Origin of the sequence: Mycoplasma todarodis (assembly GCF_965212735.1) — a bacterium.
Classification (GTDB): domain Bacteria; phylum Bacillota_I; class Bacilli_A; order Mycoplasmatales; family Metamycoplasmataceae; genus Mycoplasma_K; species Mycoplasma_K todarodis_A.
Genome location: NZ_CBDBYJ010000001.1, coordinates 36,307 through 62,925, shown reverse-complemented (window position 1 = coordinate 62,925; position 26,619 = coordinate 36,307). Strand labels below are relative to the sequence as shown.

The following is a 26,619-nucleotide window of genomic DNA, read 5'->3' as shown; positions in this document are numbered from 1 at the left end:
TCATNTGGTCTTTTACCTAAAACTCTGAAACACGCCTCTCTCGCAACAGCAAATGCTTCAACCGTAATTTTTTCCATACGATCGTCTTTTCTAAGTCTTTCTTTAAACTCCTCAGTCTTAGCTTTTAATTCTTCATCTGTTAATTTTTTTATTTCTGGCTCAATGGCGTTAATTTCTTTTAAGTAAGATTCAGCTCTTTTAAGTTCAGAAGATTTTATTTTAAATATTTTTTTCATATATAAATTGTAAATCATTTATTACATAAATGTAAATATTGATAGATACAAAAAAATAACCATATTTGAGCAATAGGTTGTTTTTTAGAGTAAAACACAATAAAACTTAGGTTTTTAGGCTAAAATAGCACTTTAAGTTTCAGCGTTTAAATCTTAGTCATTTTAGTGTTAAGTTATCCCTTTTGTAAATTTTAGAATTATTACTTTTATTCTAAGGAGTATTTCAAATGGATAAAGTGTTTTAGGACATAAAAAAATAAGCTATTGCTTATTATTTTTATTATTTGTTGTTTTCAATTAGAACGTCAATAACTCTTTCGTTTGTCATTGGAATTTGCATTTGAACTTTTTGAACCATTGTTTTAATGTTTTCTAGATCTTGTTGGTAAACTTTTGCTAATTTTTCGTATTCTTTATCGTAATCAGCGTCTGTTAATTCGATTTTTTCGATTTTTGCAATTTCTGCAAATACTAATGAATCTTTAAGTGAAGCTTCTGCTGCATCTTTGTATTGTGATTGAAGAGCTTCTTCTTTCATACCTGTCATTTCCATGTATGTTTTTTTGTCAATTCCTTGTTGTTTCATAGCGTCTAAGAATTTTTGTTCTTGACTTTTCATTTCTTTAACTACAAGTGACATTGGAACAGCTAATTCTGTTGCTGCTTTAATTTCTGTGAATGCTGCTTCTTTGAATTCCATTCTTGCTTTTTGAACAGCTTGTTCTGTAAGAACATCTTTCATGTAAGCTTTTAATTCTGCGAATGTAGCAACACCTGGTGCGTTAATTTCTTTTGCAAAGTCATCGTTAAGTTCTGGTGTTTCTTTAACTTTAACTTCTTTAACTGTACAGATGAATCTTGCTTCTTTACCTTTTAGTTCTTCTGAGTGGTATTCTTCTGGGAAAGTAACTTTAACTTCTTTTTCTTCTCCAGCTTTAACTCCAACTAATTGGTCTTCGAATCCTGGGATGAATTGTCCTGATCCTAATTCTAGTTCGTAATCTTCAGCTTTTCCACCTTGGAATGCTGCTTCACCAACAAATCCTTCAAAATCAAATTTAAGAGTATCTCCTAATTTTGCTTCTCTTTCTACTGGTACAAGAATTGAGTGCATGTTTTGTAGGTTTGTAAGTTCTGCTTCAACAGCTTTATCATCAAGTGTTGGTTGTACAAATTTAGTTTTTAGATTTTTATAATCTGCTAATTTGATTTCTGGGTAAACTGGGTAAATGAATGATACTTCAAGTTCTGTTCCAGTTAATTTTTCAACATTGTATGCTGGTCCATCAAGAATCATTTCGTCTTCTTTGATTTCTTTTGCAGCTTCTTTAACTAGTTCATCTAGCATTGTTGGAAGTGCTTTTTGTCATACTTCTGGTTGTGAAATGTATTTGTCTAATAAGTTTGCAGGAATTTTACCTTTTCTAAATCCGTCAACTTTAAGGTTTGCAGCAATACCGTTTTTAGCTTTTGCTTGCGCTTCTTCTCATTTAATTTGGTTTGCTTCAACTGTAATTTTTAGTTCAGCTGTAGCTTTTAATAGTTCTCTTTTTGCCATGTTATATTCTCCTATATTACAAAGTTTTAATCCTTTGGTATATAAATTATAGATTATTTTTATAAAATAAGGCAAAATGAAAAATAACGCCGTGTTATTTTTTAGTTTCTTTAATTTTAAATGTGTGATTTTACGTGGTTTTTACGCTCTTCATCAACAGGTAATATTGAAGGTATATTCATTGATTCATAAGCAATACTTACAATGATGTTTTCAAGGCCTTGAGGCTCATCAATGAAGTCTGGGAATGTGTTTAATGAGTATAGTTCAAGAAGCGATTTCGCCACGTGTTCTAATGAAGGGTTTTTTAGGATTAATTTCTCAATTCCAACATATGTATTTAGGTATGTTTTTAAGGAAACAACAGAACCAACTATTTTAGGATTAATGACTTTATCATTTCAATCAAAATTATGATCAATATCTTGTTCTACACAATATTCATAAACGATAGTTTTAATCATGTTTGGAGTTGTTTCTTTAGAAATTAATTTATGTATATCATCAATAATAGATCTAAGGTTTAAATCTTTCAATTTAGCAATTGCCATCGGCATTCTTATTGATTCATTGTTCATAAGTATTTCTAAAACATCATCTCTGCTTAATTCATTATTAACCGTTGCATCTTGTCTCATTTTAAATTTCAATTCTTCCAATAAATTTAAGAATGTTGATTCATATCTTTCGGGAATATAAGGCATATTTAATTCAACTTCCAATTTTTTAGCTGCTTCTGCTGGATTTGTTTGAATTAACTCTTTAATTTCTTTAATTATTTCTGCGTAGTAGTCTTGTTTCATAGTAAGGTAATTTTACCATTTTGAGTATAAAAATAGCATTTTTAATGCCTTTTGGGGTAAAAAAAGGCGAAAAAAAATGGTGACCGAGAGAGGATTCGAACCTCTGACCACATCCTTAGAAGGGACGTGCTCTATCCAGCTGAGCTACTCGGCCAGTTTTTTTGCCTTTTTATTATAACACAGGTATTGACTTAATTTCACCATAAATTTTTCTATTTTTAATAATATACACTGCATAAGTAGGTCCATCATCAGTTCTGGGTATAGTTGTAGAACCCGGACAAGAAGTAAAAACACCCTTTTTATCATTAATATAAGGAATGTGAGAATGTCCATGAATTAAAACATCAACACCTTCAGCTTTTGCTACTTTTGAAGGTAGTTTGTCCCAATTATGAGTATAAATGCCACGAGTATGCCCGTGTAAGATCATAAAATTCAATCCTTCATATTCAAATTTAACTTCCAGTGGAAGTCCATTATAATCGTTATTTCCTTCTACACAATAATCAAACCTTGCTTCTGCTCACATTTTACCAAATTCAGAATCCCCCATATGTATCGCTAAATCATATTCTTCTATTGAAAGTATTTTGTCAACAATCTCTTTATTTCCATGATTGTCTGAAATCGCTATTATTTTTTTCATATTTAAATTATAAATTGTTTATGCAAATAAAAAAACAAACACTTAGTTTGTTTTGAGTGTATTTTATTTTAATATCAAATTAAATCGTGTGTTGGATCTATTGATAATTTATGTTCTGGTCCAATATTGCTTGTTGGCGATTCTGATGCTTGGCTATCTGAAGTTTTCTTTATTACTGTTCTTTTCATTGGCGATGAACAAGACGCTGCAATAGCGATAGGTAGAGCAACTAAAGCCAAACTACCAATACTGATAAGTTTTTTATTTAGTTTCATTCAATTCCTTCTCTCTCGTGTATTTTGAATTCAAGAATAACAATTCCATTGGCGATGAAATATAACCTGTTATTCCTTTTAGTTTCAGCTACAAACTAATTCTATAATATTTATCTATTGAATATTCCATTTTTTTAAGAAAGTAAGGATAAAATAACATATAAAATAAAAATGAAAATTCATTTATTATTTACAAATATAAAAAATGAACATATTAGTCCATTTTATTTATGTTAATATTTTAAGGCTTTATAGAGCGTCGTTTAATCATCCAATCATTTTATCCATTGGTTGGTATTCAACTCCTCTAGCAACTTCTTTTCCATCTTTAAATACTATGAAAGTTGGAACCTTAGTAACGTTATACCCTTCAGCTTTTTTAAATACCTCAGCTTGTTCTGCATCTACTGCAGCAAACTTAACTGGTTTATCTTTAAATTCGTTTGCAAGATTTTCATAAATAGGTTGCATCATTTTGCAATCTCCACATCATTCTGTGTAGAAGTCTACGATTACAACTCCTTCGTTTTTAATTTCTTCAAATTCTTTTAGTGTCATGTTTTTAATCATTATTTAAATATCCCTTCCATGAAATCATCATCAGATTGTTTTTGTTCTTGTCTTCTAACTGTATCTTCATCAAATTCTAATTCTTCATCTGCTTCCTTGTTAGTTCCAAGTATATCGAAACTAGGTGGTGCAGGATAATCTTTCACCTTATCAATTATAGCTTCAATTTCTTCATTAGATAGATATGCACCTTGTGCACGTTCAATACCTTTTCCGTATAGAGACATAAGCATATCCCCACGACCCATTAGTTTTTCAGCACCAACAGAATCAAGGATAACTTTTGAATCAACACCAGAAGTTACTGAGAATGATATTCTAGAAGGTATATTAGCCTTAATAACACCAGTAACAACATTTGTTGAAGGTCTTTGAGTAGCTACTATTAAGTGGATACCAGCAGCTCTAGCTTTTTGTGTAATACGTTGAATAGACGTTTCAACTATTTTAGCAGCAACATTCATTAGATCTGCTAATTCATCAATAACACAAACAATGTATGGTCATTTTTCTTTTGCTTTCGCATTGTATTCTTCAATATTTCTTACAAACATACCAGCCATTGTGGCATATCTTCTTTCCATTTCATCTACAAGTCCATCTAATGCTTTAGAAGCAATTTCTGGATCTGTAATAACTGGAGTTAATAAGTGTGGAACTTTATTGTATGGCATGAATTCAACCATTTTAGGATCAACTAAAACAAGTCTTAAGTGTTCAGGTGATGTTCTCATAATCATAGACATTAATATCGCATTAATACCCACAGACTTACCAGAACCCGTTGCACCAGCAACTAATAAGTGTGGCGTTTTATTTACAGGTATAACTAATGTTTCACCATTAATTGTTTTACCTAACGCTGCAGCTAGTGGTTCTTTCTTGTAATCTTCTGATTCATTCATTTCATCAAATATATCTTTAAATGCAACCATTTGTGGATTAGCATTAGGTACTTCAACACCAATAGCAGCTTCACCTGGAATTGGTAATTCCATTCTTACATCAGTTGCCGCAAGAACCATTTTTATATTTTGTTCTAATTGAGCAAACTTTTTAAGGTTGATTCCTGGCCCTGGTGTAATTATGTATTTTGTTAAAGTAGGACCTACAACAGTTCTAGAAACCTTAGCATCTATTTTGAATGTTACGAATAACTCTTGAAGTTTTTTAGCTTTCTCTTTTATTTCTTCCTTCAATTGTGAAGTATCAGAATCTTTTGGAGTATTTAATACTTCTTCAGATTTAATAATTGGATATTCTGGGTGAATATAAGGCACTCTTCTTTTTGGTTTCGCAACTACCTTTTTAACTGGTGCTGCAACAGCAGCTTGTGCCACTTGCGGTTGCGGTTGTGCATTAGTTGTTTGCTCAGCCACTTGCTCCGTCTCTAGTTGCACCTCATCTGCGAACGGATCATCAAATGGTAAATCAAATTCTGATGTGTTTGTTAGATGTTCTGTTTTAGTGATTGGTTCTTGCTCTTCCTTCACTTCAATCAACTCTTCACCATGTGCTTCTTTTTCTTTAAGGATTTGTCTTTTCTTATTCTTGTTGAATTTGTAAAGTCCAAACATTGAACCAGTTACCAAGAATGAAACAGAGAAGATTAATAAGATTGCAGCTATTATTCCGGCACCAATTGGAGAACTGAACATTGCAAAGAATGCTCAAATTGAATAACCAACTAAACCACCTCAAGTACTATTTGGTTTTCAATACATGTCATTTTTACCCGCATCTTTAAAGTGTTCTCATCAGTCTTGTCTGATTGCTCTATCTCAAGCATTTGCACCAAAAGTATTTAAGTTATCTTTTTCTTTAAAGTGTTCTTTTGGGAAAGCGCCTCACGCATGTACGGTGAATATTATTGATAGTGCAATAAATCAATAATTAAATGTTGTTAATTTAAATCAATTAGGTAGTTTTCATTTACTTGGCAAAATCATCTTAATTGCATGAAAACATACGAATAAGTAGAAAAATGGATTGAACACACCAAAAAGCATACCGACAGTGTAGGCATGTATACTACTTAAAAATGGAACTTCAAGAAAAGCAAAAATTTGCAATGATACAGCTGTCATTAACAGTATCATTCCAAGTATCTTTTTGTCTCTCAAGGGGTTGTATTGATTTTTGGGATTATTGTTTGGATTATTCATTTAGATAAATTATAAAGAAAAAAGAACCATTCGGTTCTAAACTTCGTAAAATGTAACAACTACCATTGGTTCTTTATTGATAGCTCTAAATAGTGATTTTTTAATTCTGTTTCTAATTCTGTTTTGAATTAATTTGTAATCAAATCTATCTTGTTCTTCAATAGTTTGAATAATTCTAGATTTAATTAGATCCATAATATCTGTATCTCCACCTTTTGGAATCATGATTCCAACAGTATTGATATTAATATCTGATAACACTTTTTTAGTTTTGTAATCAATTAGAATCGCTACAGTAAGAACACCTTCACGAGCTAATTCTTCACGCTCTGCAATAACTCCATATGATAAGTCACCAACACCAAATCCATCAATGATTGTGTCTCCATGTTCTTTGATCTTACCATTTGTTGAAGCAAGTTTACCTTCTTTAAATAATGCAATCTTACCATTTTGTAGTGTGATTGATTTTGTAAATTTGTTGGCTTCTTCAGCAATTCTTTCAGCGTTCTTTAGGTATCTGAAAAGACCTGAGATAGGAATGAAGTGTCTTGGTTTAAGAATTTGAATTGTGTTAAAGATATCTTCTTTCGCAGGGTTGAATTTGTAGTAATCTTTTTCAGAAACATCGTAGATTCTTCTAAGGTTTCTTGAGATTAGGTCTAATGTTCTTGCTGCTGTTTTTTCTAATCCATTAATTGGAGGAGCTATCATAATAACTGTATCTTCTTTTCTAAATTTTAAGAATACATCGTTACCTTCACAGATTCTGATAAATCTTTGGTAAAGTCTTTCTCCTGTACCAGTAACAAGGATTACTGCATTATTAGTTTTTTCTGCAAGTTTGTAATCGATGAATTTTGGTAATTTTGCATCTGGGTTTTGTTTGATGAATGTTTTGATTAATGTTGAATATGCTCTACCGTAAGTAATAACTGGTCTATTAGCTTCAATTGCTAAATCCAGAATTTCTTGTAGTGTGTACATTTCTTCATCATATGCACCAACAATAATTCTTTGGTCATCTGGTGTTGATTTGAATGTTTCAGTAACAACTGGTTTTACTGATGATTTATCAAATGCAGAACCAATGTATGATGATCTCGCTGATTCAGCAAGAAGTGCAAGAATACCTTTTTCTGATGTTGATTTTTTGATTGCTTCTAAATCAGTTTTTCCATATTTACCTAAATCTCCAACAACATAGTTAGTCATGTAAAGGATGTCACCATCTTCTGTTGAGAAGTTGTAACCTAGTGTTCCAGGGATTGAGTGTGCTAACTCAAATGGTTTAACAACTACATCTCCGAATTTTGTATCTTTATCAATTATGTTGATTGAAAAATCGTTGTGTCCTATTTTGTATTTAGAAACACGTTCTTTAATTACGTCAACTGTAAATTTTGAACCGTAAATTTTTAGTCCTTTTGTAGACATTAATAATCATGGTAGTGCGGCGAACACTTCATCATGACCGTGTGAGATAAACACACCTTTAATTTTCTTTGCGTTTTTTGTAATGTAATCAAATGTAGGGATGATTGTATCAACACCTAATTTTGACACTACGGGTAATTTTATACCTGCATCTACAATAAAAGTATCGTTATTAACTTCAATTGCGTAACAGTTTTTACCATTTTCGTCTTGTCCTCCAAGAGCGAATATATTAATATTAGCCATTTTGGCCTCCTTTTTCTGCTTGTATACTTTCTGTTCTATTAATTGCTATGTAGTTAAATTAATAAAAGGAAGGTGAAAGATTTAATTATTTAAATTTATTATAACACAAGATTAAAGAGAAAAAATTGGGGGTAATATAAAACTATGATAAATCATAGTAGTATTATTTTTAATCAATATTAATAACTTGTCCATTACGAACGTTGTATTTAACCTTATCAATCATACAAATAACGTCAAATATATTTCCTTCATTCATTATTAGGAAGTTTGCAGGATTACCTTCTTTGATTTCATAATTTTTCAAGTTCATTATTTTTGCTGAATTTTTTGTTATTAAATTAATTGATTCTTTGATCTCATTATGCCCAGTTAAGTGGTTTAGGTGTAGTCCCATAAAGAGCACTTGCATCATGTTTGCATCACCCAATGAATATCAAGGGTCTCTTACGTCATCGTGACCGTAAGCAACAGTAAGTTGTTCATGTTCTAATATTTCTTTTACCCTTGTAATTCCTCTACCTGGATTAACTTCATCAAATCTTCCTCCAAGATGCACATTAACAAGAGGGTTTGCTATGAAGTTCATTTGTGCTTTCTCAAGCACTCCTCAAAGTTTTCTTACATATGCATTATTATATCTAGCAAATGCAGTTGTATGAGATGCAGTCACTCTTCCTTGCATACCCATTTCATATGTTTTAGCAGCAAGATATTCTAAGAATTTTGAATTTGGATCATCGATTTCATCACAGTGCATGTCTACTAATAGATTATTTTCTTTAGCAACTTCTAAAAGGAAATCAATAGATTCTCAACCATGTTTAGTTGATATTTCATAGTGAGGTATTCCTCCCACAACATCCAATCCATATTCAATACCCTTTTTAAGGTTTTCTTTAAATTCCGGTTTTGTTAAAATACCGTCTTGAGGAAATCCAACTAGTTGTATGTTTAATTTATTAGCTCATTTTTGCTTTTGTTTTGAAGCTCACTTAACAATTTCAACACCATTACCAGTTATGTCTAAGTGCGCCCTTATATTTTGAGCTCCGTTTTTTACATATCTTTCAAAAAGTTGATCTGTTCTTTTTACAAAGTCTTCTTCAGTTAAAGATTCTTTTCTTTCTCTTCAAATTTCAATACCTTCAAATAATGAACCAGACTCGTTGAATCTTGGTTCTCCCGCTGTAAATGCAGAATCAATATGTACATGAGGATCATTGAATGGATTTAAGACCAACCCACCTTTACAATCAATGGTCTTATCAACCTCTATTGCTATGTTTTTGGCGATTTTATTGATGTTTCCATCTTCAACTAAAATATCAATATTTTGATTATTTAACTTCGCTTGTTTGTAAAGTATCTTCACTTTTTCCTCCGATTTTTTTAATTATTAACACCAGTATTGAGTATGCAACTATTGCAATTGAAAATGATACGAATGGTGCATATGGTGTAACAGCTGGAATGAATGTAATTCCTGTTGATAATGCTAAAATGGCGATTGCTGCTATTGGTAATGCTGGTTTTAGTTTTTGAGAAATCTTTTCCTCATCAACTAAGAAGTAATTTAATATAATGATTGCTCCAATTGCTGGTACAAATCTATTCATGTAATTTAAGAATTCGATGAAGTTATCAAATAATCATAGTGATGCTCCTGCACCGATCAATCCGAAGATTACTACACCTAACTTTTTAGGTAATTTAAATCAGTGTTCAAATGCCAGAGATATCGAGAACATACCCGAGTCATTTGTTGTTCAAATATTTAGTATTAGGATTATGTATCCAATTACAACAAGACCCATACCACCGTGTGCTTTTGTGATTGAAATGAAGTCAAATATTTTTGTTTCTGAATATATTTGAGAAACAAATCCGAATGTAATCATTATTCCGTTACCAACGAAAAATGCTAATGCTGTTGTTTGTCATGCTATCTTTGAATTCTTAGCTTCTTTTGCGAAGTTTGGAACAAATGTTGCACCTGAAATAAATGTCCCTATAACAACTGCAATTGCTTGTATGATGTTTGTCATACTGTGTTTCTCTGCAGGTTCATGATAATGTCCGATATGAACATTTGTACCCATACTGATAAATCCTAGAAGTATTACTAGTGGAACTGCGATCATTGAAATTATTGTTAGAGATTTAATCCCAAAGAACGCTGTTGAAATAATAAGTGCTGTTGCAATGAATACTATGTATCATGGCGAAATACCTAATTCTGCTGAAATTGGTTTCGCAATCATGGCAATACCAACTCCAAATCATCCTACCTGTGTGATAACCATAATCATTGAAGGAATAATAGCTCCCTTTTTCCCGAATGATTTCTTTAATGTTTCATCTAAGTTTTTATTTTGTCTTTTTGATATCCAAGCTAATAAAGCACCGTATGCTGCAAGCAAGAAGTTACCAATAATAATAGCAAGTGCACCTTGTCACACCTTGATATCATTACCGATTTGTGCACCAGACATTACCGATGCTGAAAATATTGTAAATCCGAACATAAGCGCAAGCATAGTTCAGAATCCCTTGTAGTTAATAGTCATATGTTTATTCTCCCTTTAGTTTTTTTATGAATGAAAATTTACAAAAAAATATATAACCACGAATGGTTATATATTATATAAATACAAAACAACAAGATTCGCATCTCTCTTTAATAAAGTTTGTTTTGCCTTGTTTAAATTTTTCATTGAAAGAATTATACTAGGTTTGTTTTTCATTTAATATTAGGTTTTATTCACATTTGTACTTTGTTATAGCATAGTCAAAAATGGCGAAAAAAAAGCGACTTTCTATTTTCACCTTACGGCTATCGTCGACGTTAACGGGCTTAACTGCTGAGTTCGGAATGGATTCAGGTGCGCCCCGTTGCTATAATCACCAAAAGTATTATACATAAATATTTAAGGTTTTTTCAACTTTTTTTAAAATAAATTTAGAAAATAAAAAAAGTGCTTATTAGCACTTATCTAAAGTTTCAACTCTTTCTTGGTGTCTTCCACCTTCAAAAGGTTCAGCAAGGAATGCATCTACCATTTTAATAGCTTGATCTTCTTTAATCATTCTTTCACCTAATGCAATAACATTTGCATCATTGTGTTGTCTAGTTAGTTTTGCGTCTTCTACATCAAAAACTCTAGCGGCTCTTACACCTTTGAATCTGTTTGCTGCAATTGATATACCAATTCCAGAACCACAAACTAGAACCCCAAAAGGTGCTTTACCATTTGACATTTCTTCACCCATTTTTAATCCAAATGAAGCGTAGTTCGCTCTTTCTGGTGAATCGCAACCTAAATCGATTACTTCATGTCCGTTTTCTAGTAAGTGTTTTTCAACAGCTTTTTTTAATTTAAATCCAGCGTGGTCTGATGCCATCAATATTTTCATATTTACTCCTTAATTGTTTGTTAATCTATTTCTATTCTAACACTTCCCCGTCTAATAATAGACATGTTACTTGCTCTAACTATTGTGGAGCTAATGTTTGTTCCGTGTCCAAAGTCATAGTGTTTATGTATTTCTGGGAAAGTTACGATTGCTTCTTTTAATTTTAACGTTGTGCTACCACTTTTGTTTGCACTCGTCATATAAATTGGACCAATCTCATCCATAAGGTTTATTAACCCTTTGTTGTCGGGTATTCTTAGACCAACTTCATCAAGCACGATTGTTACTTGTCCTGGTCAATATTTTTGAGCAATTGCTTCGGCGTTGGCGTTTCAACCGGCAAATGTTCTAGCTTCGGCGATAGAGCTAACCATTACTAACAACTTTTTCTCCTCAGGTCTTTCTTTAAGTTGCATAATTTTTTTTCGGTTAGTCTCAGAAATTGGAGCTCCAATTCCTACTACTGTATCTGTTGTGGCGATAAAAAGTTCTTCATATTTTTTCATAACAATTTAATTATAACTTAAATACTTTTTTTATTTCTTATTGCTCCAATATTGAATAGTATTTTTTATATTCATTCAATCCTACCTTTCATTTATAATTTCAACATGAATAGCAAATACTTAAAACTTAAATACAAAGAAGATTACTATAGAAAATCTCAAGCAGAAATGATCGAAGAATCAAGAAAAGAATTAGAGAAAATTAATCAAGGTGTACCCTTACACAAAGTATTAGGTCATATAGAAATGACTGATGTGAAAATAGATCTTTCAAAAGATGTATTGATTCCAAGATATGAAACTGAAGAACTTATTTTATTAGCTAAGAAATATATAAAAGAAGATTCTAGAGTTCTTGACTTGTGTTCAGGTAGTGGATATATAGGTTTAGCTGTTAAAAAGATGACAAATGCAAATATTGTTGCTTCTGACATTTCTAAAGAAGCAATCGAGCAAATAAACATCAATAAAGAAATTAATAATTTAGAAATTGAAGTTGTCGAATCTGATTTATTTGAAAATATAAATGGAAAGTTTGATGTCATCATTTCAAATCCACCATACATCCCAGAAGAAACAACTTTAAGTAATTCAGTTTTAGATTATGAACCTCATTTAGCTTTATTTGGTGGTGCAGATGGAAATGACTTATACAAAAGGATTGTAAATGAATATAAAACATTCTTAAATCCTAGAGGAGTTATTTTGTTTGAGATTTCAGAAGACAATGTTGCATTCTTAAAAAGTAAAGATTTTGAAATCATTAAAGATATCAACGGAAAATCAAGAATGGCATTTAAACTAAGTTAAGTTTTAATGTTTCAAAGGTCACTTATTGTTTTATCATTATTAATATAAACTTGGGAGTATAGTTTAGTGGTAGAACAACGGATTCCAAACCCGTTGATGTGGGTTCGATTCCTACTACTCTCGCCATATCATTTATAAAATGATCGTTTATAGTACAACATTATCGTTGTATTTTTTTATCCTCAAAAGATAAATGGACATTTTTTTATATTTACTAAATCACTATTTTTTTGTATGATAGTAATAATATGAAACATTTTCTGTTGTGTGGTGTTTTGTTATTTACATTCATCAAATAAGCAATGTGTTATTGTTTTGGAGTGTAATTTTATCTTTTACACAACTTGGCAATAAACGAGAAAAGAGGAATATGAAAAAAGACTATTTTAGCAATGAAATGTCTTACTCAGCTCTCTTCATGTGAAAAATGGAGACGATGCATTTAAAATCAAAAAAGACGTTTCAAGATGAATTTATTCTCGAGGCGAAAGAAATTAATCCGAAATTAAACAAAAATAAGCTTTATATAATTAACGCTATGGTATTTGGAGAACTAGTCACAAAGAAAAGTGTCTCTGATTATCTAAAGAAAGATCCTGGAAATATTTCAAGATCTATCGATGAACTTGTTGAATTAGGAATAATTAAGAAAGATTTTCTTGAAATTGATGGGAAAGAAGTTAGGGTTCTTTCATTGAGTAAAAAGTTTTACTCAAAATACATCAAAATGATTAACGAATATTTTGAGAGAGTATACGTAAAAAACTTCATACCTGCTATAGAAGAAATTGGCGAACAAATGAAAAGCAAAAAGGTTGAAGGTATCGCGAAGACATTGAGAAAAATGAAAAGATAGGGAATTCCCTATCTTTTTGTTTGACATTTTGGACATGTAACCGTACCACGACCATTAACTCTGCTTTTTTCTAAAGTTGTTTTACACCTTGGGCATTCTTGTCCAGCTTGATCAAATACCTTTAAATGTTTTTGGTATTCTCCAGGTTTACCATTGACAGAACCATAAGTTCTAATTGATGAACCACCCAACTCAGTAGCATGATCCATTATTGAAGCTCCTATATTCAAAATATCCTTTGCTTCTTTCAACGTTATTTTAGAAGCGGGTGTTTCTGGATGGATTTTTGCCTTTCATAGAGTCTCGTCAACATAAATATTTCCAAACCCAATAACATGATATTGATCTAAAACAACTGTTTTAATGGCTCTAGAAGTCCTTTTGAGTGTTTCTAAGAACTCTTTAGGATTTGTGTCTTGAGGTTCCTTAGCAAGCTTGTGAAGGGGTTTCAACCCCAAATAAGTCTCTTTTTCTCTTAAATGCATTGTCCCAAATTTTCTGGAATCAATAAAATGCAATTCAGAACCATCATCAAACCTAAATATTACCCCAACATGTTTAGGGTTTTCTTCTGGTTTAGTTTCATAAAAGTAATATGTTCCAGTCATCCTTAAATGAGAAAGAATAATAATATCTTCTGAAAGTTCAAAAATAATTCATTTACCAAGATTTTTAAATCTTTCGATAGTTTTACCAATAACCGCATTAGAAAATTCTTCTTCAGTTATTTCTTTAAGTAATTTAGGAACAATAAACTCAACTTCTCTAATTGTTTTATTATAAGAAACAGCATTCAATCCTTTTATCATTGTTCTTACTTCTGGCATTTCTGGCATATTACCTCCTTGGCTATTTTTCTTCTAATTCTTTAATTCTTTTTTCTAACGCTTCAATTTTTGCATTTGTTGCGTTAACTTCTTTTGTTGATGAATCAACTTTTTTTCACATTGCTAATGCAACAGTTCACATAAATACATAATAAACAGCTCCAGCAACTCACGCTCATAATTGATATTTATTTAGATATGAGAATCCATTTCAACCCATAACAGCTAAACCAATTAATGGAATGATGTTTGCAAGTATTCCAAATACATAAATATGTTTTTTTGTGAATTTAAACATTTTACTTTTCATTTTCGACCTCCTTTATAAATTTATTAATTTCTTCTACTCATTCTTTTTGAATATCTTTATTAGTTAATATTCTTACGTGATTCCCTTCTTCAAGTTCTAATGTTTCAAAATCCACTTTTGATTTTTGCAACATTTCTTTAATTCTTTCGTACTCTTCTCAAGGTACTACTGAATCAGTTTTTGAATGTATTAGTAACATTGGTATATCGAATCATTGTTTAATATGTTTTTGTTTGACATTCACTTTTCATAAATTAATCCCGAATGTTAATAATCATAATTTAACCAATGGATAAATAGCTATAGCCATCACAGTTGGAACCTTATATTTTTTAATACCCAATAATGCTGGTTTTCTGAAATCCATATATCCAGCTTCAGCAACTACAAACTGAACAGGTGTAAATTTTCTATATTTCTTAATTCAATTAAAAACTGTTGCTCCACCCATAGATTCGCCATGCAATCCAATATTTCTAGTTTTATATTTCTCAACAACATCAAGATAAATTTCTTGAATTACATCCGGTTCTTTATAACCCATAGTACATCTACCTAAAATTGCATTGGTACCTCAACCCCTACCATCAAATGCAATCGCATTGTATCCTGCATCATTTCAAACTTTTGCATACTTATACATTCTTTCTCTGGTGTTGTACATACCGTGTACAAGAATGACATATTTCTTATTAGTTTCTTTCCCTCAAATTTCATATTCTATTTTTTTATTTTCAATAGTAATTAATGTTTCTGTTTTCAAAGGACCTTTTTGAATATATTTTTTAAGATCAAATAATTTCCCAACACCCTCAATATCTTCTTTTAAGATATCTTCTTTATTATATTTTTTAGGGTTCGCCATATTTTTTGCTGTTAAGAAAGCAATTATTAATGCAATTATTAAAAATATAGGAATGATAACCATGATGATTATTAATGTGATTGATATTATTCTTTCTGAGATTTTCATATACTAATTTTAACATCTATTTTATTTCAAAAAAGAATAATAAAATAGCATTCACTAAGAATACTATTTTCCATATAAAATTTCAGCTGTCTTTGCAATCATCCCACCATTATCTGTTGCATATTTTAGATTAGGTATTATTGCATTTTCGTGTAGTTTTAGGAATTCTTCTCTAACTTTTGAATTTGCTGATACTCCACCTGCAAGAACGATGCATTTCGGATTATATCTTTCGATAGCCATTTTTGTTTTGTTCATTAATGAAGTAACTGCTGCAATTTGGAATGCTGCTGCAACTTCTTGTTTATTAATTTCATTACCTTTTTGTGTATTGTTATGGATGTAATTAATTACATGTGATTTAAGACCAGAGAATGACAAGTCCAATGTATTGTCATTCATTGGAATAGGGAATTTCAGAGTTGGTTCGTAACCCTTAGCAAGTTTGTCGATGTGTGGACCACCAGGGTATCCAAGTTCTAATTTTCTAGCAACCTTATCATATGTTTCTCCAACAGCATCATCTTGTGTTTGTCCAACTATTTGAATATCTTCAGGTGAGTTCGCTAACATAATCTGTGAATGTCCTCCTGAGACTACCAATGCAATAGCGGGGAATGAGATTTCATGATCAATAGCACTTGAGAATATGTGACCAGTTAAATGGTTAATTGGTTTTATTTCTACATCTAATGCAAAAGCAATACCATGTGCCAATAATGAACCCATGTGTAATGCACCTATTAAACCAGGTTCTTTTGTATATGCAACCATATCTATATCTTCAATGCTAACTTGTTTTCTAACTTCTTCTAAAACTGTTGCGACATTCATAGCATGTTCTCTTGAAGCAATTTCTGGGACAACCCCACCAAATTTAGCGTGTTCTTCAATTTGTGAGTAAGTTACCATAGCTTCAATAGTTCCATTATTAATAACTGCTATTGATGTATCATCATGTGATGTTTCTATTCCTAATATTTTCATATATTTATTATATACATTACTCATTAAAATTCAACTAAGTTCACAAGCAATATTTATTATGAGATTTTTTTAGCATCTCAACACTTAAAAATAAATGAGAAATCATGAAAAAGTTTTATAATTAAGGAAGTTAAAAAAGAAACTACTTAAGGAGAATAAGATGAGCGTTAAAAAGAACGATAAAGAATTATGAGAATTACTAGAATCATACCTTTCAATCGAAGGAATGTCTAGATACGAAGATCAAGTTGCTGCTGCATTAAGAAAAAATACTGAAGCTGCTGGATTTGATTATTCAAGAGATGGAATGGGTTCATTAATTATGAACAAAAAAGGTAATGCAAACGGACCAAAAGTTATGATTGCTGCACACATGGATGAAGTTGGTTACTTAGTACAAGATATCCAAAAAAATGGACAAATTAGATTATCAATGGTTGGTGGTGTTTGATCACATACAGTTGTTGGACAATCAGCAAGACTTATCAACTCAAATGGAGATGTATTCAGAGGAATCTTTGGACACACATCAATCCACATTTTAGATAGAGCTAAAGTTGAAAAAACAATGAAACTTAAAGAAATGTTTGTTGACTGTGGTTTCACTTCTAAAAAAGAAGTAGAAGAAGCAGGAATTGAACCTGGAGATAGAGTTTACATGGAAGCAAACAACTTCAGAATGGGTAAAGACTTCGTTGTTGGTAAAGCAATGGATAACCGTGCTGGTGTTACAATCATTGACCAAGTTGTTAATAGATTAAAAGATTTTGATAACCAAAATGACCTTTATGTAGTTGGAACAGTTCAAGAAGAAGTTGGAACACGTGGTGCTAAAACATCAGTTTCACAAATTAAACCAGATGTTGCTATTGCTATCGATACATGTGCTTCACACGATACATATGGTGCAATCGCTGGTATTCAAGAACTAGGAAAAGGAATTGCTATTCGTGTTAAAGATGGTGGAACAATGATGGATCCAAAACTTGTTAAATTCATTTACGACCTTTCTAAAAAACACAACATCCCTTGTTACAAATTTGTAGCTCAAGGTGGTGGAACAGATGCTGCTGAATTACAATACGGAGAAGGTGGAGTTGCTACAATTACTCTTTCAATCCCTCAACGTTACCTACACTCACCACATGGTATGTGTCACTTAACAGATATTAAAGCAGGTATTGATTTACTTGTTGAATTCGTTAAAGCATTCAACGAAGAAGCATATTCTTCAATTCAATATAAATAAGAATTAAAAAATGAACCTTAATTGGTTCTTTTTTTATATTAATTTTTAAAGAATTTTCATTTCTTTTAATTTGTTTAATGGTCCAAAGTCAGCTGCTTTACCACACGTATCATTTGCAACGGCTTTTAAGTCATCATCAGCAATCTCCATTGCAACACCATATCCAACTTCTTTAAGCATCTCAAAGTCATTAGAACCATCTCCAAAAGCCACCATTTCTTCAAGCTTAATATTGATTCTATCCCCAAGCCTTTTAAGCCCTGATGCTTTGTTAACTCCAGTAGGTCCTACGAACATACCTTGTGGTCATGTTGTGTTAACTTCTATTTCAGAAAGTGTTTTCACAAATTCAAGAACTTGTTTTTGTTCATCAGTATCTGTTGTTCTAACTGTTATTTGATGTATATCTTCTTTTTGAATCTTGTCATCATCTAATGGTTTTATTAAATCATAGAATTGATCTCAAAATCAATTCCCTTGATAACTACCCTTATCTCTAAAGAAAACTGAGTGTTGTGTAATAACACTTAAATTTATATTGTTTTCTTCACAATATTTTTCAAGGTTTTTATATTCATAAAATGGAACGACTTTTTCTCAAAGTGTTTCCTTCTTCTTCATGTCATAAATGAATGTTCCGTTAGCTCCAAGAAAATAATCAACATTTGGAGTATCTATCATTTTATTGATAGTGATAAATTCTCTCCCTGTTACGAATGCTGTTACATAACCAGCTTTCTTTAGATCCTCAAACATCTTTAAAATTTCTGGCGATAATTCAACATCTCCGTGCGGAAGGATTGTTCCATCAATATCGAATGCGATTAGTTTATACAAAATATACTCTCCTTTATATTTATATTTTATATAAAAAAACATGCATCATTGCATGTTATTAAGTTTAATTACTTTTTAGTTTTTTTTAATTTCTTCTTCTTTTGGAGTATTTGACTTTTTATCTCCTTTAATTTTAGAGATTAATTTTTGTCATTTATAGTGTTTATCTTCATAGTTAACGAAATATCAACTTAACATAATAATTATGCCTCCACAAGCATAAAGTAATGCTAATCCAGAAATAGCTTTTGCCACAGAAGTTCAACCCCTTGTTTCTGAAGGTCACAATACAGAACCGATTTGGTAGAAGACACCTTTATAGTTTCCGTTTTTAATTCAGTCATTAATTCATAAACCACCAACATCATTTCTTACTCCTGTTGATAACATAATGATTCCAACGTAAGCCATGAATGAGAAGGCTCATACATATAATAATCCAACATTTTTCATTGTTAATTTTCTACATGTCATTAATAATAAAATACCTTGGACAATTAGAATTAAGTGAGTCATGAATCATAAGTAGTTATTTATTGTTTCATCTGGGTTTTTATATTCAACTGTTGTCTTAAAGAAAATGAATGAGAAGAAGTTCTCTGTATTGGAGTTCATTATAATAGCAATCATGTTTAGTGTTCCACCGAAAAGAGCGATCATTGCTATACTTGGTCCAAAGTTAGTTCTGAATCTTCTAAAATAAGAACCAATAATAATAGTTACAGTAACCATAGGACAGACGTTTGTCATAAATATATTTTGATAAAGCATTCTATGGGCAATACCCCCGTCAAATCCATTTGAAGATTGAATTATATATGGTATATATCTTGCTCCAAGGAAATAGATTAATCATGTTGTACTAAAAATAACTCAGAACATTTGTTTTTCTAAGACCTTCCTTAGTTTTTTTCTAAAGAATAATAGAAGTGTTATAACAGTTATACAAATAATAACCGCCATAATTCCATTTATATGTTGTTTCATAATACCTCCTTTTACAAATTAAAAAAGCAATACTTTTAAATACCTGCTTCTTTTATTTTCTCCGCTTGTTCCTCTGCTAGTAAAGCATCGATAACTGGGTTTAAATCACCCTCTATAATTTTATTTAATGATGAAGAGTTAAATCCCACACGGTGATCTGTAACTCTATTTTGTGGATAGTTGTAAGTTCTGATTTTTTCAGACCTTGCTCCTGATCCAGCTAATTTACGGAATTGACCTTCTGCTTCTTGTTTCTCTTTAACTTGTTTATCAAATAGTTTTGTTTTAAGAACTTGTAAAGCCATTTCTTTATTTTCAATTTGTGAACGACCATCTTGACAAGTAACAACAATATTTGTTTCTAAGTGAGTAATACGAACAGCTGAATCTGTTGTATTAACTGATTGACCACCGGCTCCTGAAGAACGATATGTATCAACTTTAATATCAGCAGCTTTAATTTCAATTGGAACTGAAGCATCAGCTTCTGGCATAACCATTACAGTAACAGTTGAAGTATGAACTCTACCTTGTGTTTCTGTTGTCGGTATACGTTGAACACGGTGCACACCTGATTCGTATTTAAGTTTAGAATATGCTTTTTCACCATTCACTTGGAATGTCACTTGTGAGAAACCACCAGCGTCAGCAGCATTTGAATCAAGAACTTTTCATTTCATTGAATTTGCATCCGCTCATTTTGAATACATTCTAAATAGATCTCCTGCAAAGATGTTGGCTTCATCTCCACCAGCAGCTCCACGGATTTCAACAATAACATTCTTGTCATCGTTTTCATCTTTAGGAAGTAAAAGTATTTTTAATTCGTCAGCTAGTGCTGGCATTTTTGATTCTGCTTCTTTGATTTCTGCTTTTGCAAACTCAATCATTTCAGGATCTGTTTCCATACCTAACATTTCTTTTGAGTCTTTTACTGTAGATTCAAGTTCTAAAAATACATTAAATGCATTATAAACATCCTCTATTGATTTGAATTCTCTTGTCACCTTTGTATATTTTTTTATATCTCCCGCTACTTCTGGTGTGTTTAGTTGAGCCATCAGCTCTTCCGCTTTTGTTTTAATTGATAATAGTGATTCGTACATTGATTTTTCCATATTGTGTTAATTATATTAAAAAAGTGAGAATAAGCAAGGAAATACTTAATATTTCTTGTAATTTTTACTGATAAAACAGAATAAAAAAGAAGACTTTTAGTCTTATTTTTGCGAAAAAAAACATCCTTTTGGATGATATGGTGGCTTCGGCAGGAATCGAACCAGCGACACACGGAGCTTCAATCCGTTGCTCTACCGACTGAGCTACAAAGCCATATGGCGGTCCAGACGGGGATCGAACCCGCGATCTCCTCCGTGACAGGGAGGCGTATTAAACCACTTTACCACTGGACCATTGGTTGCGGAAGCAGGACTCGAACCTACGACCTCCGGGTTATGAGCCCGACGAGCTACCAGCTGCTCTATTCCGCGATATGATATTGCTTAATTATTTTATCAAAAAAAAGAGGGGCGGAAACATATTTTTTAAAAAATTATCGAAAAAATATTTTATTCTTAAAAGAATACCTATTATAGAGAGTGAAAATAGATAAAGAAAACACCGCTTTTAAGCAGTGTTTTTATTTTTTTAACGCCCAACATTTCGATAAGGTATACCGAGTGCTTTGGGTACTTTGGAATTCTTCTGAGTACCAACCAGAACTATCAGTGATAGTAGGAATGGAATCATTTGGAACAGTTCTTTTGGAATTGAATCAAATGCTGAAATAAGAATTTTTTGTTGTGCTAATCCGTATAGTGTACCGAATAACACAGCACTGGCAATTATTAGAGATGTTCTTCATTGACCGAAGATAACAATTGCGACAGCTAAGAATCCAATACCTTGTGTTGAACCACGGAAAATACTTCCCATACCCTGTGCAAACATTGCTCCAGCAATACCTGAAATAAATCCTGAAATAAGAATTGCTCTCATTTGAACTCTTTCAACATTAATACCTAGAGAGGCTGCTGCATGCGGTTGCTCACCACAAGCTTTAATACGATTACCAAACTTCGTTTTATTCATTAATATTCAAGCCCCTATTAATAAAGGAATACCTATAAATAGAGTTATGTTGAATAATCATCCAGCTTTATCGTTTGACTTAGCAACTGCGAATAATGAATTTTGTAATTTAATAGTATCTGAGATACCTTCTGGATTAGCTTTAGAGTGAATTATATAAACTGAAATAGCTAATGCAAGAATGTTTAAAGCAATACCAGCAATTGTTTGGTTTGCTTTTAATTTAACGGTTATAACAGCATAGATAACAGCGAATGCTGCTGCTGCAATACCAGCCATTGGCATAATTCAAAATTGATGCCCTAATGTTTTAATTAAAGAATGTTGACCTGCAATTAAAGAATAAGAAATTGCTCCAATAGTCATAAACGCTTCAATAGAAAGGTTTATTACACCACTACGTTCTGAGAAGTGTCCACCAACTGATGCAATTGAGATAATCATAATCATTGAAATTATTGCTGCGAATACTACGATCATTATTTACCTCCCTTTGCGACTGTTTTTCTTTGTTCTAAGAATTCAATCTTTTGCTCTTTAAAATTAACTTTAAATTTTTGAAGTTCTGCTTGATAAATATTTCTCATTCCTTCATACTTATTTAATTTTGTTAGAGAACTGATTTCTTTTTTGTGCTTCTCGTTCATTTCTTGAATCAAAGTATCATCATCTATTTTTCTAAGGGTTGCAGTTCACTCGTTTTGTAATTCTTTACGTTTTTTACGTTCTTCTAAAGAATCACTTTTTAGTTTTAATAATTCTGCATGGTGTTCTTGTTTATATTGTGAAACTTTTTCTTTGTATTTCTTACGTTCTTCTTTTTGAGAAGGGTCGATTAAACAAATAATTTCTTCATATATTTTTTTACCTCATCTTGCATTTTCAAACAATGGTGCAAGTGCGGCAAACATGATTATGATTGCTAATACAATACCAATTGTTTCGGCTGTAACATGACCAGCAAGACTGGCATCACCACTTGATGTACTAATCATAGCGTAGAACATTCCCGCAGGAATTGCTCCAAGAGGTGATGAGAATGCTAATAATGTTATAGCAATCGCTTCAAATGGCATAGTTGGAAGTATGTCATCATTTAATAAAGGCATATTACCCATTGAACAACTATAGAATATGAAACCTGCTAATCCACAAAATGCTCCAGATAACATCATTGATGCTACTGTTGTCATTTTAATGTTGATACCTGAATATTTAGCAGCATCACCATTCATACCATTTACTTTTAGAGAATATCCAAAAGTGGTGAATTTAAATAAAGCTCAAGTCATTAATCCTAAGATAATTGCTACAGAAAATACTATTCAAGTATCTGCAGTAGTCGGACTAAAGAATAATCTCATATTATCAGGCACTGGGTTTGAACCATTACCTGTTGCTGCCATTAGGTCTGGGGCAGTAAAGATGTATTTTACTAAGAAGAAGAATACTCAGTTAAGTAGAATTGTTGAAACAACTTCATGAACATTAAAGAATGCTTTTAATATCCCCGCAAGAGATGCAGCTAATGCTCCAATAATCATAGAAACAAGCATTAAGACAGGGATTGATATTGATCTATTCATATCATGTATTCTTATACCCATAACAACAGTTACAGCACCAGCTAGAATAAATTGTCCAGCAGCACCAATGTTGAATAATCCTGTTTTAAATGAAATACCAATTCCTATAGCCAAAATTATAAATATCGCTGAATTAGAGAAGAACGTATCCACTTTAAATTCATTGAATCCAGAAGTTAATAATTCTGAATAAGCGTGGATTGGGTTACCACCAGAAGCGATGATTGGAATCATACCAATAAGTAAACCAATTACTATAGCTAATAATGAAGCTTTAATTTTATGGAATACGCCTTTACCTTGTCCAGTGAATATTCTTGTTAAATTATTTGAAAAGCCATTCGCTTTTAGATTTAATTTTTTAAACATTATCCACCTTTCCGGCCATAAGATTACCTATTGATGCTCTTGTAGCTCCTTTACCTGGTACTTCCCCGACAATAGCTCCATCATTTACAACAATGATTCTGTCTGCCAATGACATAACTTCATCTAATTCATAAGAAATCAATAAAATTCCTTTTCCATATTTTTTAGATCTCAGTAATTGTTCGTGGATGTTTTGAATTGCACCAACATCTAAACCACGTGTAGGTTGAGCAGTTACAACTAATGATGATTCCCTTATTAATTCTCTAGCAACAATAAATTTTTGTTGATTACCACCAGATAAAGTTCTAGAAATTGAATCTCTACCCTTCGATGATCTAACATCAAATTTTCTAATAAGAACATCTGCATGTTTTTTTAAGTTATTGAATTTAATGAAACCAAATCTTGAAAATCTATTAGTTCTGATATCTTGAATAGCTGCATTTTCTCAAAGAGCCATATCTAATACCATTCCGTATTTATGACGATCTTCAGGAATGTGAGATATACCTTGCTTAAATCTTTTAGAAATTGATTTATGACTTATGTCAACAGTTGAATACTCTCGTTTTTCATACATTTTAGTTGAACGATTATATTTGTATTCTTTTTGTTCTTGTGGATCAAGAGCTAGTTTTTCTTCTTTAGTTTTTTGTATTGTTTCAATTGCACGTGAAGTTAACTCTATTTTACCTTTACGAACTTTTTGAAGTCCAGTAATAGCATTTATTATTTCTGTTTGTCCATTTCCAGACACACCAGCAATCGCTACAATTTCACCAGATTTAACTTGGAATGACATATCTTTAATTTTCACGTGTCTTGATTGTGAAGAATCGTTTACAGATATATTTTTTACATCTAAGATTGTATGACCAGCTTTAATTTTGTAATCATTACTTGCAGCAACAACCTCAGTACCAACCATCATCTTTGCCATCTTTTTAGTAGAAGTTTTCTTAACATCAAATGTTCCGATAACTTTCCCTGCACGAATAACTGTTCCTGAATCTGCAACAGCTTTAATCTCATCTAATTTGTGTGTAATAAGAATTATTGTTTTACCTTGTTCTTTAAGGTTTTTTAACGCTTTTAAGAATTCCTCAATTTGAAGAGGTGTTAAAACAGCTGTTGGTTCATCAAAAATTAAAATATTTGCATTTCTGTAAAGCATTTTTAAAATTTCTGTTCTTTGTTGTTCAGCAACTGTACATTTCGCAATCTTTTTATCTAAATCAACTTGGAATTTATACTTCTCCATTAAATTAGTAATTTTCTTCCTTGCTTCTTTACTAGAAAGTAATCCCATTTTATTAGTGTTTTCAATATTTAAAATAATATTTTCTAATACAGTAAAGTCTTCAACTAGTTTAAAGTGTTGGTGAACCATACCAACTCCAAGTTGGTTAGCTTTTAAAGGAGAATTAATTTCCTCTGTTTTACCATTAATCCTAATTGTTCCTGATGTTTGTTTATATAATCCAAATAAAACTGACATCAAAGTAGATTTACCAGCACCGTTTTCACCGATGATTGCATAAATCTCATTTTGTTTTACGTGCATAGTAACATCATCGTTTGCTTTGAAATTACCAAACTGCATAGTTATGTTATTTAATTCAATTGCGTTCATTTATATCTCCCTTAATACATCTGTTTTAATATACTTAAAGCTGCGTTTCAATCCATTTTTTCTGTGATTTCAACTGCTTTAGTTTTCAAAGTAGCATCATTAACCACTTTATTGTAAATGTCTTCCACACCACTAACGTGTGGTTTAGATATACTTGTTAACTCATTTTTTAGTGTACCTACAGTTGTTTCTCCAAAACCATTAACACCATCGTATGTTGCATCTTGGTGATTTTTTGGATCTATTGCTTTTTTTCACACTTTTTGAATAGCAAGGGAAAGTTTTTTCTCGATTGAAGTTAAGAATTTATTTTGATTATTCTCGTATTGTAAGGCTTGATCAGTATCGACTCCAATAATTTTTACATCGCTGTATTTTTGGTTTTGATTAATTGCAGAAATTACATCACCAGTTTGTGGACCAGCAACTGGAAGAATGATATCAGCACCGTTTTGAAGTAATTTGTTTGCATAAGGTGTACCTTGTCCAGCAGAAAATCCAGAGTTTGTATATTCTTCATCACTCGCAAATTTACTGAATTCAACTTCATGAGTAGGTTTCTTAAAATTGTTGTAATAATGAATACCAGAAATGAATCCAACCATAAAGTTTGTAACACCAGGGAAGTTAGCCCCACCAAACATACCAACTTTAGGTGTTTCATCCTTTTTAATTTCTGTTAAATATTCAGCTGCTAAATAACCTGCAAGGAACCCTGAATATTTTGTTTCAAATACTATTGAAGCAACATTTGAAATTCCTTTGTCTTTGTCTTTTCCATCTTTATATTTCATTTCACCATCAACTAAAATAAATCCAACTTTCTTTTCTCCGAAAGATTTATTGAATGATTCTATTGCTGACACATGGTGGAATCCAGGTGCAATGATTACTCTTGAACCATACTTAGCCGCTGTCTCATATCTCTTTTTAATTTCGAATGATGTTCCGCCATCGGGACGCAACACACTTTCTTTGGTATGACCAGATAGTGCATGATACGCATCATAACCTTGTTCGTTAAATGATTTATCATCAGCTGAACCACCATCGGTAACAAATGCTAGTTTATCTGATAATTCTTCATTTGTTTCTCCGTTAAGTCTTAACTCAAATTTACCTGCTCAGTCTCCACATGATACTGCAACAGCTATTGGAGCTGAAAGTGCAAGCGTTGCACTAAAACCACCTAATAATACTTTCTTGAATTTTTGCATCGAAACTCCTAAATTAGTTAAT

The 26,619-nt window shown here is 31.7% G+C and carries 26 protein-coding genes, 5 tRNA genes and 1 rRNA gene; 4 read left to right on the top strand and 28 right to left on the bottom strand.

The features are described 5' to 3' along the window. Positions 1–5: 5 nt before the first annotated feature. The 14 genes from ACOMC1_RS00295 to ACOMC1_RS00230 form a co-directional block, all read right to left on the bottom strand. Positions 6–236, bottom strand: a 231-nt coding sequence (locus ACOMC1_RS00295; protein ID WP_420330661.1) for a hypothetical protein, incomplete at its 3' end; no start/stop codon positions are given. A 280-nt stretch (positions 237–516) separates the two neighbouring features. After that, positions 517–1,794, bottom strand: a complete 1,278-nt coding sequence (gene tig, locus ACOMC1_RS00290; RefSeq protein WP_420330660.1) for a trigger factor — start codon at positions 1,792–1,794, stop codon at positions 517–519. Positions 1,795–1,910: 116 nt separating this feature from the next. Then, positions 1,911–2,597 (bottom strand): DUF3196 family protein, encoded by a 687-nt coding sequence (locus tag ACOMC1_RS00285; RefSeq protein ID WP_420330659.1) that lies wholly within the window; start codon positions 2,595–2,597, stop codon positions 1,911–1,913. Positions 2,598–2,674: 77 nt separating this feature from the next. Continuing rightward, positions 2,675–2,751: transfer RNA gene (locus tag ACOMC1_RS00280), tRNA-Arg, on the bottom strand. A gap of 18 nt (positions 2,752–2,769) precedes the next feature. Further along, positions 2,770–3,246 carry a metallophosphoesterase family protein gene (locus ACOMC1_RS00275; RefSeq protein ID WP_420330658.1) on the bottom strand — a complete coding sequence of 159 codons (477 nt, stop codon included), beginning with the start codon at positions 3,244–3,246 and terminating at the stop codon, positions 2,770–2,772. A gap of 68 nt (positions 3,247–3,314) precedes the next feature. Next, entirely contained in the window at positions 3,315–3,521 is a 207-nt protein-coding gene (locus ACOMC1_RS00270) for a Vmc-like lipoprotein signal peptide domain-containing protein (RefSeq protein WP_420330657.1), read from the bottom strand. Between the two features lie 249 nt (positions 3,522–3,770). Beyond that, positions 3,771–4,091: a thioredoxin family protein gene (locus ACOMC1_RS00265; protein WP_420330656.1), complete on the bottom strand. Its 321-nt coding sequence runs from the start codon at positions 4,089–4,091 to the stop codon at positions 3,771–3,773. Next, on the bottom strand, positions 4,091–6,256 hold the full coding sequence (locus ACOMC1_RS00260; RefSeq protein ID WP_420330655.1) for a DNA translocase FtsK: 2,166 nt from the start codon (positions 6,254–6,256) through the stop codon (positions 4,091–4,093). The genes ACOMC1_RS00265 and ACOMC1_RS00260 overlap by 1 nt, the downstream gene beginning before the upstream one ends. A 36-nt stretch (positions 6,257–6,292) precedes the next feature. After that, complete coding sequence (locus ACOMC1_RS00255) at positions 6,293–7,939, bottom strand: ribonuclease J (protein ID WP_420330654.1); 1,647 nt, start codon at positions 7,937–7,939, stop codon at positions 6,293–6,295. Positions 7,940–8,108: 169 nt separating this feature from the next. Continuing rightward, positions 8,109–9,314, bottom strand: a complete 1,206-nt coding sequence (locus ACOMC1_RS00250; protein ID WP_420330653.1) for an amidohydrolase family protein — start codon at positions 9,312–9,314, stop codon at positions 8,109–8,111. Continuing rightward, the gene (locus tag ACOMC1_RS00245; RefSeq protein ID WP_420330652.1) at positions 9,280–10,509 is read right to left on the bottom strand and encodes a cytosine permease; all 1,230 of its coding nucleotides are present in this window, start codon (positions 10,507–10,509) and stop codon (positions 9,280–9,282) included. Before ACOMC1_RS00245 ends, ACOMC1_RS00250 begins: the two co-directional genes overlap by 35 nt. Before the next feature lie 236 nt (positions 10,510–10,745). Continuing rightward, a 5S ribosomal RNA gene (gene rrf / locus ACOMC1_RS00240) occupies positions 10,746–10,851 on the bottom strand. Between the two features lie 73 nt (positions 10,852–10,924). Continuing rightward, complete coding sequence (gene rpiB / locus ACOMC1_RS00235) at positions 10,925–11,356, bottom strand: ribose 5-phosphate isomerase B (protein WP_420330651.1); 432 nt, start codon at positions 11,354–11,356, stop codon at positions 10,925–10,927. Between the two features lie 20 nt (positions 11,357–11,376). Next, positions 11,377–11,862: an L-threonylcarbamoyladenylate synthase gene (locus ACOMC1_RS00230; protein WP_420330650.1), complete on the bottom strand. Its 486-nt coding sequence runs from the start codon at positions 11,860–11,862 to the stop codon at positions 11,377–11,379. A 105-nt stretch (positions 11,863–11,967) separates the two neighbouring features. Here ACOMC1_RS00230 and prmC point away from each other — a divergent pair, with 105 nt between their 5' ends. The 3 genes from prmC (at position 11,968) to ACOMC1_RS00215 (ending at position 13,528) form a co-directional block, all read left to right on the top strand. Further along, positions 11,968–12,672: a peptide chain release factor N(5)-glutamine methyltransferase gene (prmC, locus tag ACOMC1_RS00225; RefSeq protein ID WP_420330649.1), complete on the top strand. Its 705-nt coding sequence runs from the start codon at positions 11,968–11,970 to the stop codon at positions 12,670–12,672. A gap of 52 nt (positions 12,673–12,724) precedes the next feature. Further along, positions 12,725–12,798: transfer RNA gene (locus ACOMC1_RS00220), tRNA-Trp, on the top strand. Between the two features lie 244 nt (positions 12,799–13,042). Then, positions 13,043–13,528: a hypothetical protein gene (locus ACOMC1_RS00215; protein WP_420330648.1), complete on the top strand. Its 486-nt coding sequence runs from the start codon at positions 13,043–13,045 to the stop codon at positions 13,526–13,528. A gap of 8 nt (positions 13,529–13,536) precedes the next feature. Here the strand turns inward: ACOMC1_RS00215 and mutM are convergent, their stop codons facing one another. The 4 genes from mutM to tsaD form a co-directional block, all read right to left on the bottom strand. Then, on the bottom strand, positions 13,537–14,364 hold the full coding sequence (mutM, locus tag ACOMC1_RS00210; RefSeq protein ID WP_420330647.1) for a DNA-formamidopyrimidine glycosylase: 828 nt from the start codon (positions 14,362–14,364) through the stop codon (positions 13,537–13,539). A 13-nt stretch (positions 14,365–14,377) separates the two neighbouring features. Beyond that, positions 14,378–14,665 (bottom strand): hypothetical protein, encoded by a 288-nt coding sequence (locus ACOMC1_RS00205; protein WP_420330646.1) that lies wholly within the window; start codon positions 14,663–14,665, stop codon positions 14,378–14,380. Next, the gene (locus ACOMC1_RS00200; protein WP_420330645.1) at positions 14,655–15,638 is read right to left on the bottom strand and encodes an alpha/beta hydrolase; all 984 of its coding nucleotides are present in this window, start codon (positions 15,636–15,638) and stop codon (positions 14,655–14,657) included. The genes ACOMC1_RS00205 and ACOMC1_RS00200 overlap by 11 nt, the downstream gene beginning before the upstream one ends. Positions 15,639–15,701: 63 nt before the next feature. Further along, complete coding sequence (tsaD, locus tag ACOMC1_RS00195) at positions 15,702–16,625, bottom strand: tRNA (adenosine(37)-N6)-threonylcarbamoyltransferase complex transferase subunit TsaD (protein WP_420330644.1); 924 nt, start codon at positions 16,623–16,625, stop codon at positions 15,702–15,704. Positions 16,626–16,785: 160 nt separating this feature from the next. On the opposite strand from tsaD, the gene ACOMC1_RS00190 reads away from it, so the two are divergent. Then, positions 16,786–17,874, top strand: a complete 1,089-nt coding sequence (locus ACOMC1_RS00190) for a M42 family metallopeptidase (RefSeq protein ID WP_420330643.1) — start codon at positions 16,786–16,788, stop codon at positions 17,872–17,874. Positions 17,875–17,919: 45 nt separating this feature from the next. Here the strand turns inward: ACOMC1_RS00190 and ACOMC1_RS00185 are convergent, their stop codons facing one another. The 10 genes from ACOMC1_RS00185 to ACOMC1_RS00140 form a co-directional block, all read right to left on the bottom strand. Beyond that, the gene (locus tag ACOMC1_RS00185; RefSeq protein WP_420330642.1) at positions 17,920–18,711 is read right to left on the bottom strand and encodes a YcsE-related riboflavin metabolism phosphatase; all 792 of its coding nucleotides are present in this window, start codon (positions 18,709–18,711) and stop codon (positions 17,920–17,922) included. A gap of 75 nt (positions 18,712–18,786) precedes the next feature. Then, a complete protein-coding gene (locus ACOMC1_RS00180; RefSeq protein WP_420330641.1) occupies positions 18,787–19,698 on the bottom strand; it encodes a DUF5378 family protein in 912 nt (303 codons plus the stop codon). A gap of 35 nt (positions 19,699–19,733) precedes the next feature. Further along, on the bottom strand, positions 19,734–20,804 hold the full coding sequence (gene prfA, locus ACOMC1_RS00175; protein WP_420330867.1) for a peptide chain release factor 1: 1,071 nt from the start codon (positions 20,802–20,804) through the stop codon (positions 19,734–19,736). A gap of 150 nt (positions 20,805–20,954) precedes the next feature. Continuing rightward, positions 20,955–21,030: transfer RNA gene (locus tag ACOMC1_RS00170), tRNA-Phe, on the bottom strand. A 3-nt stretch (positions 21,031–21,033) separates the two neighbouring features. Next, positions 21,034–21,110: transfer RNA gene (locus ACOMC1_RS00165), tRNA-Asp, on the bottom strand. A gap of 2 nt (positions 21,111–21,112) precedes the next feature. Next, positions 21,113–21,188, bottom strand: a tRNA-Met gene (locus ACOMC1_RS00160). 157 nt (positions 21,189–21,345) lie between these two features. Then, positions 21,346–22,269 carry an ABC transporter permease gene (locus ACOMC1_RS00155; protein WP_420330640.1) on the bottom strand — a complete coding sequence of 308 codons (924 nt, stop codon included), beginning with the start codon at positions 22,267–22,269 and terminating at the stop codon, positions 21,346–21,348. Then, entirely contained in the window at positions 22,269–23,744 is a 1,476-nt protein-coding gene (locus ACOMC1_RS00150) for an ABC transporter permease subunit (protein ID WP_420330639.1), read from the bottom strand. Before ACOMC1_RS00150 ends, ACOMC1_RS00155 begins: the two co-directional genes overlap by 1 nt. Continuing rightward, entirely contained in the window at positions 23,737–25,380 is a 1,644-nt protein-coding gene (locus tag ACOMC1_RS00145; RefSeq protein ID WP_420330638.1) for an ABC transporter ATP-binding protein, read from the bottom strand. Before ACOMC1_RS00145 ends, ACOMC1_RS00150 begins: the two co-directional genes overlap by 8 nt. An 11-nt stretch (positions 25,381–25,391) precedes the next feature. Continuing rightward, the gene (locus tag ACOMC1_RS00140) at positions 25,392–26,597 is read right to left on the bottom strand and encodes a BMP family ABC transporter substrate-binding protein (protein WP_420330637.1); all 1,206 of its coding nucleotides are present in this window, start codon (positions 26,595–26,597) and stop codon (positions 25,392–25,394) included. Positions 26,598–26,619 lie beyond the last annotated feature (22 nt).